Consider the following 19,050-nt stretch of genomic DNA (forward strand, 5'->3'; position numbering starts at 1 on the left):
GGCATTTCCTCCGTCCCAGGGGATCAGGTCGCCTGATCCCCCTTGTTTTTCAAAAGATAATAATCCTGAAGCAAATTTTCTCCCTGGGTGTCCAGGTAGGTATAGCTGTCGGGCACATTGCCGATGAGCACTGTCTCGGCCACCGAAATCTGGCTGCTCACCGTCAGAGTGGTTTCCGAACCGGGAGCCAGCACACTCAGCTCCACTTCCGCCTGGATGACCACCTGGTGCCGGGTCTGGTTGATTCCCGCATTGGTAAAGACGCTGACAAAGTCTGCATTGGCGCTGCCCAGGGGAATCATCCGCAAGGGGATCTTGGGGCCCCGGCCATAGAGCAGATCCATGCCGGTGGCATTGCCCAAGGGGATTCGGATGGTGGCGGCGGATGCATCGTTTAGTTTCTGCGACACCCGGGCAATCATACGGGATTTCATGGTATTGACCTTGACCACATCGGTCTGCACCGCCAGTATCTGCCCGAACTGATCCTTCTCAAAGCGAACCAGATCCTGGTATTCATCTCCGTTTTCTTCCAGCTCCTGGCTGATGGCCTGGTTGATGGCCTGGGTAGCCAGATACCGGGCCCGGGCCTGGCCCCATTCCCTGATTTGGGGACGCAGCTGAAGGTCCATGAGCAAAAAGGCCAGAGCCCCAAAAGTGCCCAGAGCCAGCAAAACGGCCAGGCGGGCATTGCCCCTGTGCTGCACATAAAAAAAGATCTGCCGCCGGGAGCGTCTTCTTCTTTGGCCCATTTTCTCGTCCTCCCCCTGTTTGCCCTTAAGCCATTCTATGCGTTTTTTCAGGGGGAAGTACCAAAAAAGGGCGTGGGGCTTATCCCCACGCCCTGTCAGGCAAATCAATGGACCCTATCAGGCCTTATTCGGCGTCGGTCTCCTCGGCCTCCACCTCTTCAGGCTGGTTGTTGGAAGCGTCCAGCAGAGCGCGGATGCTCAGGGAGATCTTCTTCTTCTCGCTGTCGATGTCGGTGATCTTGGCATTGACAGTCTCGCCGATGGTCAGCACCTCTTCGGGCTTGCCGATGCGGCGGTCAGCGATCTGGGAAATGTGGATCAGGCCGTCCACGCCGGGCAGAACCTCAGCAAAGGCGCCGAAGGGCATGAACTTGACGATCTTCACAGGAACCACATCGCCCACATTGTAGTTGGACTCGAACTTGGTCCAGGGGTTGTCCTCGGCCTTCTTGTAGCCCAGGGAGATCTTCTTCTTCTCCTTGTCCAGAGCGATGACATACACCTCAACGGTCTGGCCGATCTTCAACACATCAGAGGGATGCTTCACCCGGGACCAGCTCAGCTCGGAGATATGGATCATGCCGTCCACACCGCCGATGTCCACAAAGGCGCCATAGGAGGTGAAGGACTTGACAGTGCCGGTGTACACCGAACCCACTTCGATCTCTTCCCAGATCTTAGCAGCAGCTTCCCGGCGGGCTTCCATGAGAGGAGCCTTGATGGAGCCGACCACCCGGCGGCGGGGACGGGTCACTTCGGTGATGCGCACCTTCTGATGGGTCTTGACCATCTGGGACAGGTCAGCTTCCCGGGGCAGGCCGGTCTGGCTGGCGGGGATAAAGACCCGGATGCCCAGCACATTGGCGATAACGCCGCCCTTGTTCACATCGGTGATGACGCAGTCATAGACTTCGCCGGTCTCCACAGCCTTCTCCAAAACTTCCCAGTTCTTCACAGCGTCCAGGCGCTTCTTGGACAGCATGATGGTGCCTTCCTGGTCGTTGACGCGCATGACATAGGCTTCGATTTCGTCGCCGATGTGGATGTTGTCAGCGATCACATAGTTGGGGTCGTCGCTCAGCTCAGTGGTGGGAATGTAGCCGGCCTGCTTGACGCCCAGGTCCACATGGATGTCCGTGGGGTTGATCTGTGTGATAACGCCCGTCACCTTTTCTCCTGTATGTAAAGTTTTCAGAGTCTGCTCCAGCAGCTCAGCGAAGCTTTCTGTTTCCTGGATGTTCATTTCGTCAGTCATCTTGTCATATACCTCCTTAATTATCAGATCTGGCGTGGACGCACCGGCGGCAATGGCAATCGCTTGTTTCCCACGACAGTGCCCCTGAGGAATCCCCTGGGCATTTTCCACAAAAAGGGTATCGGGGCACGCCTGAAGGCAGATTTCGTAGAGCCTGCGCGAATTGCTGCTTGTCTGGTCGCCGATGACGATCACAAGGTCAGATCCAGATGCCAGGGTGCGCGCCTCTTTCTGACGCTCATCCGTAGCATTACATATTGTATCAAAGATGTTGATGCTTTTACAAGCGTTTTTTAATATTTTTGTGCAATTTACAAAAATTTCACGATTGAAGGTGGTTTGGGACACCACCGATACAGCTATTTGACTGTTTTTTTCTGCCCACTCCCGGGCCTGGGCCTCATTTTCCAGTATCGTACAGCTTTTGCACCGGGAAGCGATGCCCAGAACCTCGGGATGTTTTCCCGCGCCGATCAGCAGGATATGCCGTCCCTTCCCGCTCTCTTCCTCCACGATCCGGTGAATGCGCCCCACATGGGGACAGGTGGCGTCCTCCAGCTGGCAGCCCTTTTCCATCAGCCGCTGCTGCTTTTCCAGGGTGATGCCGTGGGCCCGCACCACCACAGCGGCCCCATCGGGGATGCTCTCGATGTCCTCCCGGGAAAAGATGCCCTTTCCCTCAAGCTGCTCCACGACAAATTTATTGTGGATCAACGGCCCGGCGGTATACACCTTCCGTCCTTTTCCTCCCAGGCTTTCGGCCTTTTCAATGGCCCGGCGCACGCCATAGCAGTATCCGGCGTTTTTGGCCACAGTGATCTTACCCACGAGGTGTTGCCTCCCCCCGGCTCTTGCCGATTTCCCAGATCTTCTCCATGATCTGATCGGCGCCTTTTTTGTAAGGGTCATGTTCCCCTTTTTCCGGCTTGGGCAGATAGAAGGGATCGCCGAAGGTGACAGTGCAGCCCCGGAAGGCCTTCCGGCCAGGGGTGATGTACACCGGCAGCACCGGGCTCCCGGTGCGGACGGCCATCATGGCAGCGCCGCTTTTGGCTTCGCTGCTCATGCCTTCCTTCACCCGGGTGCCCTCAGGAAAAATAATCAGTTTCTGTCCCTTTTTCAGCACAGTCAGGGCTTTTTTGATGGCCGTCAGGTCAGCCTTGCCCCGATCCACGGGAAATGCGCCCATATAGGTAAAGAACCACCGTGCGATGGGATTGCGGAACAGTTCCGCCTTGGCGATGATGGCCGGCCGGTTACCTTTCAGGAACAGGGCCAGGAACACCACCACCGCATCCACCCGGGCGGTGTGGTTGCCGCAGACCACTGCGGCCCCTTCCGGGATCTTCTCGGCCCCCTGCACCTTGAGACGGTAGATGGGAAGCAGAGCAAAATGCACCACATACACAATGAGATTATACAGCATGGCCGGTTTTCTCCCTTATGATTTTTTTCAGCTCAAAAAGCGTTTCCTCCAGGTTGTATTCCGTGCTGTTGAAAAGCACGGCGTCCTCCGCCGGACGAAGAGGGGCCGCTGCCCGGGTGGTATCCTTTTCGTCCCGCTGGAGCAAGTCCTGATAGACCTGCTCATAGGAGATATTTTCCCCTTTTTCCAAAAGCTCCCGATGGCGGCGGCGGGCCCGCTCTTCCGCCGTAGCGGTGAGGAAAATCTTTACCTGGGCCTGGGGCAGGATCACCGTGCCGATGTCCCGGCCGTCCATCACCACATCGTTTTCCTCTGCCAGACGCCGCTGCAATCCCAAAAGGAACTGGCGCACCGGCGGCAGAGCCGACACCAGGGAGGCATACCGGGAGATTTCCTCGGTGCGGATCTTGTCCGACACATCCTCTCCATTGAGGAAGATATGCTGGAACCCCCCTTCGTAGCGGATGTCAATGGAAATGCCGCAGAGCATTCCTTCCAGCCGCCCTATGTTCTCCTCTTTCAGCCCAGCCCTTTGGGCAAACAGGCCGATGGAGCGGTACATGGCCCCGGTGTCCACATAGACAAAATGGAGCTGCTGGGCCAGCAGCCGGGCCATGGTGCTCTTCCCTGCACCAGAAGGGCCGTCAATGGCCACATTGATGGTTTCTTTCCCCATATCCTATCTCTCCTCTCCCTGGGCCATTCCAGCGGCATGGCCGGTGGACCAGGCGATCTGCAAATTAAAGCCGCCGGTATAAGCATCCACATCCATCACTTCCCCGGCAAAGTAAAGACCCGGCACCAATTTGGATTCCATGGTGCGAGGGTCGATCTCCTTCACTTTCACCCCACCGGAAGTGACGATCGCCTCTTCCATAGGGCCTGCATCAACCACTGTCAAGCGGAAGGCCTTTATCGTCTCGCAAAGGCGTTCCCGCTCTCCTTTTGTGATCTCGTGCACCTTTTTCCGCCCGTCGATGCCCGAGCGCTCCACCACCACCGGAATGAGTTTGTGGGGCAAAAGCTCACCCAGGGCATTGATAAAGTCCCGGTTGATGTTCTTTTCAAAATCCCGCAGCACCCGCTTGTCCAGAGTCTCTCTGTCCAGGGCGGGCTTCAGGTCGATGAGCAGATCAAATGCCTCTTCCGGCAGTTTCCGGCAGATGTGGGCCGAAGCACTGAGGATCACCGGCCCCGACACCCCCTTGGAGGTAAAGACCATTTCTCCGAAATCCTCATAGATCTTCTTTTTCCCCTTGCGGATGGACACCTGCACATTCCGCAAAGAAAGCCCTTCCAGCCGGGCCGGGTCTTTTTCCCGGGTACGCAGCCAAATCAGGGAAGGCCGCAGTTTTTCTACCGTATGCCCCAGGTTTTGGGCCATCCGGAAGCCGTCTCCATCGGAGCCGGTGGTGGGATAGGAAAGACCCCCTGTGGCCACAATGACACTCTGGGCCGTCAGACGCTCCCCCTTGGATGTGAGTACCCCGGAGACTTTTTCTTCTTCTGTTAAAATCTCCCTGGCCCGGGCGGAAATGACCCCCACGCCCAGACGGTGCATCCTCTCCCGCAACGCACCGCTCACATCCCTGGCCCGGTCGCTCACCGGAAAGACCCGCTGGCCCCGCTCGGTTTTCAGCGGCACGCCCAGCCCCTCAAAAAAGGCCATGGCATCCTGGGAAGTGAAGCCGTGAAAGGCGCTGAACAGAAACCGGCCGTTGCGGGGCACATTGCGAATCAGGGTGTCCACATCGCAGTCATTGGTCACATTGCACCGGCCTTTGCCGGTGATGTTCAGCTTGGTGCCCGGCCCTCTGCCCTTTTCCAGCACGGTGACCTTACAGCCCTGCTGGGCGGCCCGGATGGCCGCCATCATGCCGGCCGCTCCGGCGCCGATGACCAAAACTTCTTTCATCGGCTCTCCTCCCGCAGCAGATACCGGGGAAGCTCGTCCACCAGACGCAGCCGCTTTTCCGCTTTGTCATCGCTGCGGACGATGAGACACACCAGAGTATTGAGCAAGGTGAGCAGCGGGGCCAGCGACCCGGCCGCTCCATAATCGCCGCATTCGGCGCTGAGATTGATGTCCGCCATGGCCGCCGTCTCCGACTCGGGGCCTTCACTGACGGTGATGATGCAGGCATCCCGCTCCTGGGCGTATTCCAGCAGCATCCGGGTCTGCTCGGTGTGCCGGGGCAGGCTGATGCAAAACAGCAGATCGCTGCCGCCGATGGTGGCAATGGAGGTCAGCGGGTCCTCCCCCGTCTGATTGACCACGCACACGCTGCCCAGCAAAGTGCGCAGATAGGAGCCCAGGTACACCGCCCCGCACTGACAGGCCCCCTGGCCGTATATGTAGATCTTGGAGGCAAATTGCAGCCGGGTGCATACATTCTTCAGCCCGTCGGAACTGTTGACCGCCAGCGTCTTTTTGATGTTCAGGGTGTCGGCCTGGGCCAGGCTTTCAAACACCGAGGAATCGGAGAGCTCCTCGCTGTTCAAAAGCTCGAATTTTTCCAAAGCGGTGATCCGGTATTTCAGCTCGTTCTGAAGGGCGTTGCGAAAGGCGGTAAAGGTCTCATACCCCAGGGCCAGGGCAAAGCGCACCACGGTGGACTGGCTCACCCCTGAGGCTGCGGCGATTTCCGCCGCTGTCATAAAAGCGGCTTTGTCGCAGTAGCTGAGGATAAACTGAGACAATACCTTTTGGTTTTTGGTAAAATCCCCGAAGGATTCGTTGATGGCGTCATTGATTCGTTTCATTCTCTTTTTCCCCTATCCTCTATCCTTTATGGATCCAAGGTTTTTCAAATAGGCCACTTCACCAGCCGTAAGATGCCGCCACTTTCCCGGCGGCAAATCCCCCAAAGAGAGCCGGCCCATGGCCACCCGCTTGAGCCGCCGCAGCCGGTAACCCCTTTGCTGGCACATCCGGCGGATCTGCCGGTTGCGGCCTTCATGGATGGTGAGAAGCAAAAAAGTACGGCCCTTTTCCTCTTTCACCCGCTTGGCCTGCACCGGGGCCAGCGGGCGGCCATCCAGGCTCATGGGACTGGTCAGCCCCATCACCGGGTCTTCCTCCGGTGTATCCAACTCCAGCAGATATTTTTTGCCCACCTCATGGGAAGGGTGGGTCAGCTGAAGAGTCAGATCGCCGTCGTTGGTCAGAAGCAGCAGCCCTTCCGAATCCATATCCAGCCGCCCCACGGGATAGACCCGGCCGGGTACGCCGCCCAGCAAATCCAGCACCGTTCTCCGCCCTTTTTCATCCTGGGCAGTGGTCACATAGCCCCGGGGTTTGTGGAGCATGATGTAAAGGCCAGGGGGTTTTTGGCCCAAAGGCTTTCCTCTCACGGCAATGATGTCTTTTTCCGGATCGGCGCCGTCTCCCACCTGGGCTTTTTTCCCATTCACTGTCACCAGTCCCTGGGCGATCAGCTCTTCCCCTTTGCGGCGGGAGCAAACGCCGCTGGCCGACAGGATCTTTTGCAGTCTTTCCTTCAAGTCCATTCCCCCTTTCCTGTTTTTCTCTATTTTCCGCCCCATAATCCCTGCCAGATCTTCTGCCAGAAATTTTTGGCCGGGGGCAGTTTTTCCACTGTTTCTTTGTAATAGACCGGGGTTTCGTAGATCACCCCATCCCCCAGCTGCACCCGGAGCGCACCGTAAACCTCCCCGGCCTGCACCGGAGCGCACACCGTCTGCGGGCCTACTACCTGCACGCTTACATTTTGCCCTTCTTCCTCTGTCAGAAAGGGCGCAAAAGAGCCATTACAGTAAAGCTCTACCTGGCTTTTTTCCCCGGAAAGCACCAGGGCGCTTCCCACCGCTCCGCCCTCCAGCACTTGCCGGGGAGCACACAGGGAAAAGGCGCTGTCATAGAGACGCAGATGGTCATTCCAGTCGTCGGGGGCGTTCAGAGTCACGGCAATGAGCAGCCGCCCTTCCCGCCGGGCCGCCGAAACCAGACACCGGCCTGCCTTTTTGGTGAAGCCGGTTTTGACGCCGCAGACCTCCTGGGAAAGGGTGAGCAGCTTGTTGTGGTTTTTCATCACCCGATCCCCGGTAGAAATGGTCTTTTGTGAAACAATAGCGGCAAATTCCTCCTTCTCCATGGCCGCGCCGGTCAAACGGGCCAGATCCTTGGCGGTGGTGTAATGTGCATCACCATCCAGGCCGCTGGCGCTTTGGAAATGGGTGTTTTCAAGCCCCAGCTCTGCTGCCTTTTCATTCATCAAACGGCAAAAAGCCTCTTCGCTGCCGGAAACCAGGCAGGAAAGGGCCACTGCCGCATCATTGCCGCTTTCCAGCAAAAGGCCGCAAAGCAGATCATAGGTGGTCAGCGTTTCTCCCCCCTTCAGATAGATGGAGGAACCTTCAATCCCCGTCCACTCCGGCCTTATGATGTGCTCTTCTTCCAGCGGAAGATGCTCCAGCACCAGAAGTGCCGTCATGATCTTGGTGGTGCTGGCCATGGGAAGCTGGGTATCTCCCTGCTTTTCATAGAGGAATGTGTTGGCTGCGGGATCATACAAAGCGGCCCCTTTGGCCGACACCTGCGCCCCTTCCAATTCCTTCCACACCCCCAGACTCTCCAAGGGAAAAAGGAGCAAACACACCAAAGCCGCTGCTGTCAATCGTTTTTTCATTCTTCTCACCTGCCCATGGGATACTTACGGGCAGGCGGGAAAGATTATTCTTTGCCTTCCTTGTATTCCTTGATCTTATCCACCACCTGGGGCACCAGGTCGATGATCTTATCCACCGCCGTGTTGGCCGGGGGATCCACATACAAAAGCCGTGCATTTTCTCCGGTGAGAACGATGAAGGCCACCGGCGAAATGGTCACGCCTGCGCCGCTTCCCGCGCCAAAACGCACCGGCGGCTTCCCCCCTTCCTTGGCTTTTCCATCGCTGCCTCCGGCGGCAAAGCCGAAGGTCACCTTGGAAACCGGGATGAGGGTCACCCCATCAGGGGTGGTGATGGGGCTGCCCACGATGGTGTTTACATCCACCATCTCTTTGATTTTGGACATGGTCTCTTTCATCACATCGCTGATTTCATTCATACAGACACTGCCTCCTGGTCATGTTGTTTCCGAAGCCGCAGGAACTCCCGCAGCACTTTGATTCCAATGATCAGCAGCTGGAATACCAGCGCCGACACCTGTATCTCCAAGAAAATCTGGCTTTCTGTTTTTTCAAAATCACAAGTTATCTGGATATCTTTTTCCCGCACCCGCAGGCTTTCCTCCAGCAAGGGCAGAAACATCCCCACGCCCGCAGCGGCGGCGCCATAAGCCATGGCGGTTTTGGCGGCATCTTCTGTGGCAATGACACAATCCAGCAGAAACCGATCTATCCGCAGCGCCCGCCGGAACTGCTCCATGGCCGAAAGCCCCAGATGGATCAGGTCCATAATATAGGGGATGTCCAGCTTCTCCATGCCGCCAGAAGGTATGGTGCTCTCCTTTTCCTTGCGGATCTGAGGCGCCGTTTTTTCTGGGACCTTTGCTCTTTCCGCCTGAGATGGCGGCGAAGGCGGAGTTTCCTCCTTCTGTGGCTTTGGGTTTTCCCGCTTTTCAGACTTTTTCTGTTTTTTGGCTTTTTTCTCTTTTGGGGGCTTTTTCTCTTTCCATGGCAGCAGCCGCAGACGGAAAGGCCCCAGTCCTGCCCACAAAAAAAACTTTTCCTGCCGCAGCTGTATCCGCACCCGGGCCGGCAGCAACAGAACCAGGATCAAAAGGATCAAGAGGAAAAGCAAGAGTCCTCCCAACCCCATCAGCACCCATAACAGGATCTTCACTTCGCTGCCGCCTCCGCCTCTTCGGTGTCCGTCTTTTCTTCTTTGTCCATCATGGGCAGGGTTGGCTGCTCCATTTGCTCTCCCTCCAGCCCCTCGATCTCCGGCAGTTCGGTGAGGGAGGAAAGGCCAAAGGAACGGAGAAAATCGCCAGTGGTGCGAAACAGGGTGGGCCGGCCGGGCACATCCAGCTTCCCACATTCTTCCAACAGCCCCTTTTCGCACAAAGAGCGAATGGTATAGCTGCTGTCCACACCCCGCACCTGCTCGATATACACCCTGGTTACCGGCTGCCGGTAAGCGGCGATGGCCAGCACTTCCAGGGCCGCCGCAGACAAAGCAGGGGCCCGGCGCATTTCCAGCGCCCGCCGCACCCATGGGGCGTAATCGGCCCGGGAACACAGCTGATACCGGTCCTCCAGCCGCACCAATTTGATACCCCGGCGGGCGTAGTCATATTCTCCTGCCAAGGCCTGGGCAGCCTCATGGAGGGTCTGCTCCGGCACTTCCAGCACCTGGCACAATTTGTCCACGGCCACCGGCTCCCCTGCGGCAAAAAGCACCGCTTCCAGAGCGCACTGCAATTCATTGGCTTCCATTCTATTCTCCCGCAAGCGTCAAAAGATATCCCTCTTCCTGCTCCACAATGGCCAGTTTATTGGCTTTGGACAGTTCCAGCACCGCCAGAAACAAAGCCACCACCTCGGAACGGCTGCGGCACTCCAGCACCAGACTTTCAAAATCCAGGCGGTGTTGCACAGCCAGTCTTTCGGCCAAAAGCTGCAGCTTCCCCGCCACCGGAACCGGCTCTCTTCCCACCACCCCATGAAACAGCCGCAAAGGAGGCGGGCTCCTCCGCTCCCGGCGCTGGAGAATGGTCTCAATGGCCTTTTGCAGCACCTGGGCGGTGTAGTGGTATTCCGGCTTTTCCTCCCTTTTCTGCACCTCAGGGGGCTTGGTATAAAGATCCCGGCCCAGCTCCATCCGCTCTTCCAGAAGGCCGCTGGCCTTCTTGCACTTTTTGTATTCCAGCAGGGCCTCCACCAAGGGCTTCCGGGGATCTTCCTCCCCTTCCTCCGGATAGACCGGCAGGAGCATTTTGGACTTGATATACATCAGCTGAGCCGCCATGGCTACAAAATCGCTGGTGACCTCCAGATCCATTTCCTCCATCCGGCGCAGCTGCTCCATATATTGCTCCAGAATCTGAGCGATGGGAATATCGTAAATATTCACCTTATTTTTGGAGATCAAATGAAGCAGCAGATCCAGCGGCCCGTCAAAGGTCTCCAGATGATAAGTCAGCGGACTTTTCATAGAAGGCCCAGCACCGAAAGCACCCGGGCCGAACTGTCTACAATAAGGGAAAGCATATCCACCTGGAGGGTGTAGAGCAGGTTGTTGAAGGCCCCCAGAAACAAAAGCACGATCAGGCCGATCTGGAAATAGGCCTCATATCGATAAAGCTTATAATAGATCTTGTTGGGCAGCAATACCTGGAGCACCCGGGAGCCGTCCAGCGGCGGAATGGGGATCAGGTTGAATACGCCCAGGCAGACACTGAGCTGTCCGGTCTGGATGAAAAACCGGCTGAGGGCCAGAAGGATCCGGTTCCCAGGCGAAAGGGTCTGCATCAGAAGCGCGATAAAGATCAGCACAAAGCTCAAAAGGAAATTGGCCAGCGGTCCTGCCAGGGCGGTAAGGGCCATGCCCACCTTCCGATGGCGGAACCGGCTGGTGTTCACCGGCACCGGTTTGGCCCAGCCAAAACCGAAAAAGATCATGCACAATGTACCCAGAGGATCCAGGTGATCCAGGGGGTTGAGGGTGAGCCGTCCGGCCCGCTTGGCGGTATCGTCCCCCAGCCAGTATGCCACAAGTCCGTGAGCCAATTCATGGAACATCAGGGCAATAAGCACCGCCGGGATGAGGATCATGTAGTTTCGAAGAGAGTTTCCCAACATGGTATCTCCTTATCAAGGTTCCAATCACATATCGTTCTGCACCAGCTGCTCATAGCTTTCCCGCTTTACCAGCAGCCGGTCTTTCCCATCCCGCACCATGACGATGGGCGGCCGGGGCAGGCGGTTATAATTGTTGGCCATGGAATAGTTATAGGCGCCGGTGGCAAAGACACACAGCAGATCCCCGGCCTGCACCGGCTGGATCAACGCATCTTTCGTGACAAGATCTCCGCTTTCACAGCACCTTCCGGCAATGGCCGCCCGCAGGGTGCGCTCCCCTTTAGGATCGGCAGCATTCACAGCCTGGTAACTGGCGCCATACAGGGCGTAGCGGGGATTGTCGGGCATACCTCCGTCCACCGCCACATAGGTGCGCACATTTTCGATGTGCTTCACCGAGCCCACCCGGTACAGCGTCACACCCGCCGGGCCCACAATGCTCCGTCCCGGCTCGATGGTGATAAAGGGCTGGGGCAGATTGTGCTTCTGGCACCCTTCCCGCACAGCCTCTCCCAGGGCATCGATCATCTCATCCACCGGCAAAGGCTTGTCCTCCGGGCCATAGGCGATGCCGAAGCCGCCGCCCAGATTGAGCCCCGGGGGCACTTTTCCGGTCTCTCGGCCGATCTCGGTGAGCAGCTGGAACATCACCTGGCAGGCCAGCTTGTAAGGCTCTGTGAGAAACACCTGGGAGCCGATGTGGCAATGGATGCCGCAAAGCTCCAGATGGGGCAGGCTGGACACCAGGCAGGCCGCCTTCAAAGCGTGGCCGTTTTCATAGCCGAAGCCGAATTTGCTGTCCAGATCCCCGGTGGAGATAAACTCATGGGTATGGGCGTCCACTCCCGGCTTGACCCGCAGAGCCACCTGGACGGTCTTGCCCAGCTGACCTCCCAGCTCATTGAGCGTGTGGATTTCCCCCTCGCTGTCAGCGATGAAGGAGCCAATGCCCGCCTTGATGGCCATCAACATCTCTTCCCGGGATTTGTTGTTGCCGTGGAAATGCAGCTTCCCGGGATCAAACCCGGCCTGCAAAGCGGTGTAAAGCTCTCCGCCAGACACCACATCGGCGCACATTCCCTCTTCCTGCAAAATGGGATAGATGCCTTTGACGCACAGGGCCTTGCTGGCATAGGACACATGGAACGCTTCCCCGAAGTTCCGCTTCATGGCCCTTTGATAGGCCCGGCAGGTATGGCGGATCTTTTCTTCATCCATCACATACAAGGGGGTTCCGTATGTTTGGGCCAGTGCGGGAAGGCTCACCCCTCCCATGGTCAATTCCCCTTGGCTGCCCAGGGAAAAGCTCTGATATTCTTCCATGGTCTCCCCTCCTGTTTCTCTAACGGTTCAAAAGCCCCAGGATATCCCGGCGCACCTCTTCCCGACCGTTCCCCTTTTCAGCAGAAAAGGGGAACAGCGGGGTGCTTTCATCCAGTTCCAACACCTGACGGATCCGCTCCATATTGGGCTCCACCTGGCTTTTTTTCAGCTTGTCCACCTTGTTGGCGATCACCGCCATGGGAACTCCATAGGCCCGGAACCAATCGGCCATCAGCCGGTCGTCGGCGGTGGGATCGTGGCGGGCGTCCACAATGAGATAGGCCCTGCCCACATTGTCCCGGTCAGCGTTCATATATTCCTCAATCAGCTGAGAAAACCGCTGTTTTTCCCGCTGGGATACCCGGGCATAGCCATATCCCGGCAGATCCACCAGCCACAGCGCCTTGTCCACCAGAAACAGGTTGACAAAAACCGTCTTTCCCGGCACGGCGCTGACCCGGGCAAAGTTCTTCCGCTGAAGCAGGCAGTTGATGGAGGAGGACTTGCCCACATTGGACCTGCCTGCAAAGATCACCCGGGGCAGGCCGTCCCGGGGAAAATCCCGGGCCGATGCCGCCGAGCGCACAAATTCCGCTTTGGAAAAATTCATGTTACTTCCGCCTTTTGTTTCTTACTGCCGCAAAGGCAGGCTTTCGCTTTCCTTTGTGGGATGGGGCAGCACCTGGGGAGACTCCTCCGGCCCGGTGCGCACACCCAGAGCGGCCTCCAGCACATCGTCCATGTGTTTGGCATAGACAAAGTGCAGATTCTTGGCCACCACCGGATCGATCTCGCTGATATCCGGCTCATTGTCTGCCGGCACGATCACGGTTTTCATCTGTGCCCGGTAGGCCGCCATGGTTTTTTCCTTGAGTCCGCCGATGGGCAGAACCCGGCCCCGGATGGTCACCTCGCCGGTCATAGCGATGTCCTGGGGCATGGGCACATCCATCAGGGCCGACACCAACGCAGTACAGGTGGTGATGCCCGCCGAAGGCCCGTCCTTTGGCACGGCCCCTTCGGGGAAATGGATATGAATGTCCTTCTTCTTGTAGAAATCATCCTGGATACCCAGAGTCTTGGTGCGGGTACGGATGTAGCTGATAGCCGCCCGGGCCGACTCTTTCATCACATCGCCCAGGTTTCCCGTCAGCTCCAGCTTGCCGCTGCCTTCCATCACATTGACTTCCACTTCCAATATCTCGCCGCCTACGCTGGTCCAGGCCAGACCGTTGACCACACCGCATTCGCTGCGCTGGGAGTGGACTTCTTCCTTATACCGGACAACGCCCAGGAAATCTCCCAGGTTCATGGGGGTCACCGACACCGACTTCTGCTTCTTTTCCAGCAAAATCTTGTCGGTTTTCCGGCACACCCGGGCGATCTGCCGCTCCAGGGTACGCACACCGGCCTCCCGGGTATAGCCCGAAATGATCTTCCGCAGGGCATTTTCGCTGACTTTCAGCTCCTTGGCTGTAAGGCCGTGCTTTTCCATCTGTTTGGGGATCAGGTGGCGCTTTGCGATCTGCACCTTCTCTTCCTCTGTATACCCCGGCAGCTCAATGATCTCCATCCGGTCCAGCAAGGGCCGGGGAATGGTGTCCAGGGTGTTGGCGGTGGTGATGAACAGAATATCGGTGAGATCAAAGGGCAGTTCCACAAAATGATCCCGGAAGGCATGATTCTGCTCGGTGTCAAAGACCTCCAGCAGGGCCGAGGCCGGATCGCCCCGGAAATCGCTGGCCATCTTGTCGATCTCATCCACCAGAATCAGAGCATTCCGGCTGCCCGCCTGCTGCAAAGCGTTGATGATCCGCCCGGGCATGGCTCCGATATAAGTTTTCCGGTGGCCCCGGATATCGGCCTCATCCCGTACGCCGCCCAGGGAAAGCCGGGCATAGTTCCGCCCCAGGGCGTCGGCCACCGACCGGGCCACCGAGGTTTTGCCCACGCCCGGCGGGCCTACCAAGCAAAGGATCTGGCCCTTGATGCTGCCCACCTTCTGCTTGACGGCAAACAGCTCCAGAATCCGCTCCTTCACCTTTTCCAGACCATAATGCTGGCTGTTCAGAATGGTTTCCGCCTTTTTCAGGCTGGTATTCTCTTTCGTCTCGGTTTTCCAGGGCAGATCCAGGCAGGTGTCCAGCCAGGTGCGCACCACGCCGGCCTCAGGGGAAAAGGATTGGAGCTTCTGAAGGCGGGAAGCCTCCTTGAGCATCTTCTTTTCCGATTCTTCCGGCAAACCCAGAGCCAATATCCGCTCGGTGTAACGCTGCACTTCGGCAGCGGCGTCCTCGTCCTCTCCCAGTTCCTGATTGATGGCCTTGATCTGCTCCCGCAGATAATAGTCCCGCTGGTTCTGATCCATCTGGCTGCGCACCTTGTTCTGGATCTCGTCCTCAATGCGCAGGATATCCACCTCGCTGGCCAGTTTCTTGATGAGCAAAGCCATCCGGCGGCGGGGATTGAGCTGTTCCAGCACTTCCTGTTTATCCGGGTATTTGAGGGCGGTGTTCTGGGCCACATAGTCGCACAGATAGCCTACCTCCCGGCTTTCCATCACATTGAGCACCACATCGTTGTTGATTTTAGGCACCAGGTCGGTGTAGTCCACAAACAGCTCCTGCACATTGCGGATCATGGCTTCATCCCGTTTGGTGAGATGGGCCGGCTCTTCCGGCTGAATGGGCTCCACCGTGGCGGAAAACACAGGATCCGTGCCCGTCAGCTCCAGAAGCCGGCCCCGGCACTCCCCTTCCACCAGCACCCGGAACACATCTCCGTGAATTTTGAGGATCTGCTTGATATGTCCCACGGTACCGATGTCATAAAGATCTTCCCGCTGGGGATCCTCCACCTTCATATCCCGCTGGGCCAGCAAAAACACCGGCTCCCGCCGGGACATGGCCAGTTCCAGAGTTTTAATGGATTTGGGTCTCCCCACATCAAAATGAGACACCATGCCCGGAAAGACCGCCAGGCCCCGCAGGGGCAAAAGCAGCATCGACCGGGCCGGGGTGTTTTGTTCTTTATTCTGCATAAGTTCTCCTTCCCATCCCCATAGGGAACGGTTTTATGTAAGTCATCATAGATAAAATCAGTATAGCACATCGCCGTAATTTTCACAAGTTTTTGCCGAAAAAGATTGTGCACTTCGCAAAAAATGACGCCTCTTCATTCACAGGCCGGAAAAAAAGAAAAAGTGGCCCGAAAGCCACTTTTTCAAAAACAGATTGGAATTTTATCCTTTTTTCTTTGCCGGTTTCCGATCGTGCTCCACCATGGGCGCGGCCTTTTTCTCCACCGCATCCCGTGTGACCACCACACGGCTGATGGTGGGATCGGAAGGCACATCGAACATAATGCCGGTGATGATATCTTCCAGCACCGAACGAAGTCCGCGGGCGCCGGTGTTCCGCTCCATGGTCTTTTCGGCAATGGCCTCCAGAGCGTCCTCCTCAAACTCCAGCTCCACCCCGTCCAGATCAAAGAGATACTGATACTGCTTGGTCAAAGCGTTTTTGGGTTTTGTGAGGATGCTGACCAGAGCCTCCTTGTCCAGGGGATCCAGAGCGGTGATGATGGGCAGACGGCCGATCAGTTCGGGAATGATGCCAAACTTCAGGATATCCTGAGGCTCCACCTTCTGGAGAATGTCGTTTTTCTCGCTCTGCTTTTTGGACAGCACCTGGGCGCCAAAGCCCAGTCCCTGGTTGCCGCAGCGCTTTTCGATGATCTGGCCCAGACCGTCAAAGGCGCCGCCGCAAATAAAGAGGATGTTGCTGGTATCGATCTGGATGAACTCCTGCTGGGGATGCTTCCGCCCGCCCTGGGGGGGCACATTGGCCACCGTGCCCTCCAGGATCTTCAGCAGGGCCTGCTGCACCCCTTCCCCGCTCACATCTCTTGTGATGGAGGGATTTTCGCTCTTCCGGGCGATCTTATCCAGCTCATCGATGTAGATGATGCCCTTCTGGGCCTGCTCCACATCGTAATCGGCGGCTTGGATCAGGCGCAGAAGGATGTTCTCCACATCTTCGCCCACATACCCGGCCTCGGTGAGGGTGGTGGCGTCGGCAATGGCAAAAGGCACATTGAGGGTGCGGGCCAGCGTCTGGGCCAGCATGGTTTTGCCGCTGCCGGTGGGGCCCAGCATGAGGATATTGCTCTTCTGGATCTCCACATCGGTCCCGTCCTCGCCGCCCTTTTCCAAAGAGCGGATGCGCTTATAGTGGTTATACACCGCCACCGAAAGCACCACTTTGGCCCGGTCCTGGCCGATGACATATTCGTCCAGGATCTTTTTCAGCTGGGCAGGCCGGAGCAGTTCATCCTCTTTCTTCTTGCCCCGGGAGCGGGCTTCCTCCGCCCGCTCCTCGTCCAGAAGATCTTTGCAGATCTCAATGCATTCGTTGCAGATATAGGCCCCGGGGCCCGCGATGATCCGGCGCACTTCCTTTTGAGAACGGCCGCAGAAACTGCAGCGGATCTCTTTTTGTTCTTCGGACATGACTTACCTCTTCCATCGGTTTGATTTTTTGAAAATCAGAGATTATTCCCGATGCTCAAACACCTTGTCGATCAGGCCGTATTCCTGAGCCTGCTGTGCGGTCATGAAATTATCCCGCTCGGTGTCCTGCTGGATGACCTCCAAAGGCTGGCCGGTCATCTGGCTGAGCAGACGGTTCATCCGGTCCTTGATGCGGATGATGTGGTCGGCGTGGATCTTAATATCGGTGGCCTGACCCTGCATCCCGCCCAGGGGCTGATGGATCATGATTTCGCTGTTGGGCAGCGCATAGCGCTTGCCCTTGGCGCCGGCCGCCAGCAAAAAGGAGCCCATGCTGGCCGCCATGCCGATGCAGATGGTGCTCACATCGCACTTGATATACTGCATGGTGTCATAAATGGCCATACCGGCACTGATGGAACCGCCGGGGCTGTTGATATAAAAGCTGATATCCTTGTCCGGGTCCTGGCTTTCCAGATAGAGCAGCTGGGCCACTACCAGGCTTGCGGTGGTGTCGTTGACTTCCTCGGACAAAATGATGATGCGGTCGTTGAGCAGCCGGGAATAAATGTCATACGAACGCTCCCCTTTGCTGGTCTGCTCCACTACCATAGGTACAAGAGACATAATGGGAAAACTCCTTTCTGCGCCAAAGGAAGGAAGGCACGGCAGGACTTACTTGCTCTCCTCTTCCTTTTCCTCTGTCTTTTCCGCCTTCTTGGCCGTCTTCTTGGCGGGCTTCTTGGCGGTGGACTTGATGAGCTCCACAGCCTTCTGAGTCAGCAGATCGTCCTTCAGGGACTGGGCAGGCAGCAGCTGCTTGACCCGCTCCACATCGATCTTGTTCTGCTCGGCCAGGCTGGCAAATTCCTTCTCCAGCTCTTCTTCGCTCACTTCCATGTTCTCCAGCTTAGCGATCTCTTCCAGAGCCAGGCGCACCTTCACCTGCTTCTCGCCCTGCTCACGGAACAGCTTGCGGAAGGATTCCATGGACATATCGTTCATCTTCAGGTACATATCCAGTGTGATGCCCTGCATGGACAGTCTATACCCAAAGTCCTCAACAATTCTGTCGATTTGTGCCTCGATCATCACTTCGGGGATATCGGCTTCAAAGTTTTCCAGCATGGCGTCGATCAGCTTCTCGTCATACTCGTTCTCGGCAACCTTTTCCTTCTGCTCCCGGATCTTGGTCTTCAGGTCGGCCTTCAGCTCATCCAGGGTGTCGAACTCGGACACATCCTTGGCGAACTCGTCGTCCAGCTCGGGCTTCTGGGTCTCCTTGACCTCGTGGATCAGGCACTTGAACACGGCGGGCTTGCCGGCCAGCTCCTTGGCCTGGTACTCTTCGGGGAAGGTCACATTCACATCAAAGGGCTCGTCCACTTTCTTGCCCACCATCTGGCTCTCAAAGCCGGGGATGAACATGCCGGAACCAATGCCCAGGGTGTAGTTTTCAGCCTTGCCGCCTTCAAAGGGCTTGTCGTCCACAAAGCCTTCGAAGTCAAAGACAACGGTGTCGCCGTCCTTCACTTCCCGCTCCACGGTGACCAGACGGGCGTTGCGGTCCACCATGCGGCTCAGCTCTTCCTTCACATCCTTCTCGGTGACGGAAACCCGGCCCTTTTCCACGGTCAGGCCCTTGTAGCCCTCGATCTTCACTTCGGGCTTGACAGTGACAGTGGCCTTGAAGGTGAAGCCTTCGGGAGAGATGTCGTCCACCATGATCTGGGGATGATCCACGGGCTGGATCTTGCTCTCTGCCACAGCGTTGTCATAGGCTTCGGGATAGCACATATTCACAGCGTCCTCAAAGAAAACGCCTTCGCCATACATCTTCTCGATGATCTTCCGGGGAGCCTTGCCCTTGCGGAAGCCGGGGACGCTCATACGGCCCACATTTTTCCGATAGGCCTGTTCCATGGCCTTTTCGAACTCTTCCTTGCCGACTTCGATGGTCAGCTCCACCTGATTCTTTTCCTTTTTCTCAATGCCCTTCAGCTGCATTTGAGTTTCCT

20 protein-coding genes are annotated in these 19,050 nt (G+C 57.1%); all 20 read right to left on the reverse strand.

What is annotated here, in order from left to right; all coding sequences use genetic code 11:
* Positions 1-23: 23 nt before the first annotated feature.
* Complete coding sequence (gene yunB, locus H6A25_RS05570) at positions 24-752, reverse strand: sporulation protein YunB (RefSeq protein WP_204750996.1); 729 nt, start codon at positions 750-752, stop codon at positions 24-26.
* Between the two features lie 124 nt (positions 753-876).
* A complete protein-coding gene (locus H6A25_RS05575) occupies positions 877-2,835 on the reverse strand; it encodes a bifunctional 4-hydroxy-3-methylbut-2-enyl diphosphate reductase/30S ribosomal protein S1 (RefSeq protein ID WP_345941586.1) in 1,959 nt (652 codons plus the stop codon).
* Positions 2,828-3,433 (reverse strand): lysophospholipid acyltransferase family protein, encoded by a 606-nt coding sequence (locus H6A25_RS05580; protein ID WP_204750998.1) that lies wholly within the window; start codon positions 3,431-3,433, stop codon positions 2,828-2,830. The genes H6A25_RS05575 and H6A25_RS05580 overlap by 8 nt, the downstream gene beginning before the upstream one ends.
* Positions 3,423-4,109, reverse strand: coding sequence for a (d)CMP kinase (gene cmk / locus H6A25_RS05585; RefSeq protein ID WP_204750999.1), 687 nt, complete (start codon positions 4,107-4,109; stop codon positions 3,423-3,425). Before cmk ends, H6A25_RS05580 begins: the two co-directional genes overlap by 11 nt.
* Before the next feature lie 3 nt (positions 4,110-4,112).
* The gene (locus H6A25_RS05590; protein ID WP_204751000.1) at positions 4,113-5,348 is read right to left on the reverse strand and encodes an NAD(P)/FAD-dependent oxidoreductase; all 1,236 of its coding nucleotides are present in this window, start codon (positions 5,346-5,348) and stop codon (positions 4,113-4,115) included.
* The gene (locus H6A25_RS05595; RefSeq protein ID WP_204751001.1) at positions 5,345-6,196 is read right to left on the reverse strand and encodes a MurR/RpiR family transcriptional regulator; all 852 of its coding nucleotides are present in this window, start codon (positions 6,194-6,196) and stop codon (positions 5,345-5,347) included. The genes H6A25_RS05590 and H6A25_RS05595 overlap by 4 nt, the downstream gene beginning before the upstream one ends.
* A 12-nt stretch (positions 6,197-6,208) precedes the next feature.
* Complete coding sequence (locus tag H6A25_RS05600) at positions 6,209-6,937, reverse strand: pseudouridine synthase (RefSeq protein WP_204751002.1); 729 nt, start codon at positions 6,935-6,937, stop codon at positions 6,209-6,211.
* A 26-nt stretch (positions 6,938-6,963) separates the two neighbouring features.
* On the reverse strand, positions 6,964-8,082 hold the full coding sequence (locus tag H6A25_RS05605) for a D-alanyl-D-alanine carboxypeptidase family protein (protein WP_204751003.1): 1,119 nt from the start codon (positions 8,080-8,082) through the stop codon (positions 6,964-6,966).
* 44 nt (positions 8,083-8,126) lie between these two features.
* Positions 8,127-8,501 (reverse strand): GerW family sporulation protein, encoded by a 375-nt coding sequence (ytfJ, locus tag H6A25_RS05610; RefSeq protein ID WP_204751004.1) that lies wholly within the window; start codon positions 8,499-8,501, stop codon positions 8,127-8,129.
* Complete coding sequence (locus H6A25_RS05615; RefSeq protein WP_204751005.1) at positions 8,498-8,878, reverse strand: DUF2953 domain-containing protein; 381 nt, start codon at positions 8,876-8,878, stop codon at positions 8,498-8,500. The genes ytfJ and H6A25_RS05615 overlap by 4 nt, the downstream gene beginning before the upstream one ends.
* Before the next feature lie 136 nt (positions 8,879-9,014).
* On the reverse strand, positions 9,015-9,224 hold the full coding sequence (locus H6A25_RS05620) for a hypothetical protein (protein WP_204751006.1): 210 nt from the start codon (positions 9,222-9,224) through the stop codon (positions 9,015-9,017).
* A gap of 10 nt (positions 9,225-9,234) precedes the next feature.
* The gene (scpB, locus tag H6A25_RS05625) at positions 9,235-9,834 is read right to left on the reverse strand and encodes an SMC-Scp complex subunit ScpB (protein ID WP_204751007.1); all 600 of its coding nucleotides are present in this window, start codon (positions 9,832-9,834) and stop codon (positions 9,235-9,237) included.
* A gap of 1 nt (position 9,835) precedes the next feature.
* Positions 9,836-10,552, reverse strand: a complete 717-nt coding sequence (locus H6A25_RS05630; protein WP_204751008.1) for a segregation and condensation protein A — start codon at positions 10,550-10,552, stop codon at positions 9,836-9,838.
* Positions 10,549-11,199, reverse strand: coding sequence for a site-2 protease family protein (locus H6A25_RS05635; protein WP_204751009.1), 651 nt, complete (start codon positions 11,197-11,199; stop codon positions 10,549-10,551). The genes H6A25_RS05630 and H6A25_RS05635 overlap by 4 nt, the downstream gene beginning before the upstream one ends.
* 24 nt (positions 11,200-11,223) lie before the next feature.
* Positions 11,224-12,522, reverse strand: a complete 1,299-nt coding sequence (lysA, locus tag H6A25_RS05640; protein ID WP_204751010.1) for a diaminopimelate decarboxylase — start codon at positions 12,520-12,522, stop codon at positions 11,224-11,226.
* 19 nt (positions 12,523-12,541) lie between these two features.
* The gene (gene yihA / locus H6A25_RS05645) at positions 12,542-13,132 is read right to left on the reverse strand and encodes a ribosome biogenesis GTP-binding protein YihA/YsxC (RefSeq protein ID WP_204751011.1); all 591 of its coding nucleotides are present in this window, start codon (positions 13,130-13,132) and stop codon (positions 12,542-12,544) included.
* A gap of 21 nt (positions 13,133-13,153) precedes the next feature.
* Positions 13,154-15,562 carry an endopeptidase La gene (lon, locus tag H6A25_RS05650; protein WP_204751012.1) on the reverse strand — a complete coding sequence of 803 codons (2,409 nt, stop codon included), beginning with the start codon at positions 15,560-15,562 and terminating at the stop codon, positions 13,154-13,156.
* A gap of 201 nt (positions 15,563-15,763) precedes the next feature.
* Positions 15,764-17,032 (reverse strand): ATP-dependent Clp protease ATP-binding subunit ClpX, encoded by a 1,269-nt coding sequence (clpX, locus tag H6A25_RS05655; protein WP_204751013.1) that lies wholly within the window; start codon positions 17,030-17,032, stop codon positions 15,764-15,766.
* Positions 17,033-17,074: 42 nt separating this feature from the next.
* Positions 17,075-17,659, reverse strand: a complete 585-nt coding sequence (gene clpP, locus H6A25_RS05660) for an ATP-dependent Clp endopeptidase proteolytic subunit ClpP (protein WP_118425939.1) — start codon at positions 17,657-17,659, stop codon at positions 17,075-17,077.
* Positions 17,660-17,707: 48 nt separating this feature from the next.
* On the reverse strand, positions 17,708-19,039 hold the full coding sequence (tig, locus tag H6A25_RS05665; protein ID WP_204751014.1) for a trigger factor: 1,332 nt from the start codon (positions 19,037-19,039) through the stop codon (positions 17,708-17,710).
* Positions 19,040-19,050 lie beyond the last annotated feature (11 nt).

It is taken from the genome of Intestinimonas butyriciproducens (assembly GCF_016901775.1).
Lineage (GTDB): Bacteria > Bacillota > Clostridia > Oscillospirales > Butyricicoccaceae > Pseudobutyricicoccus.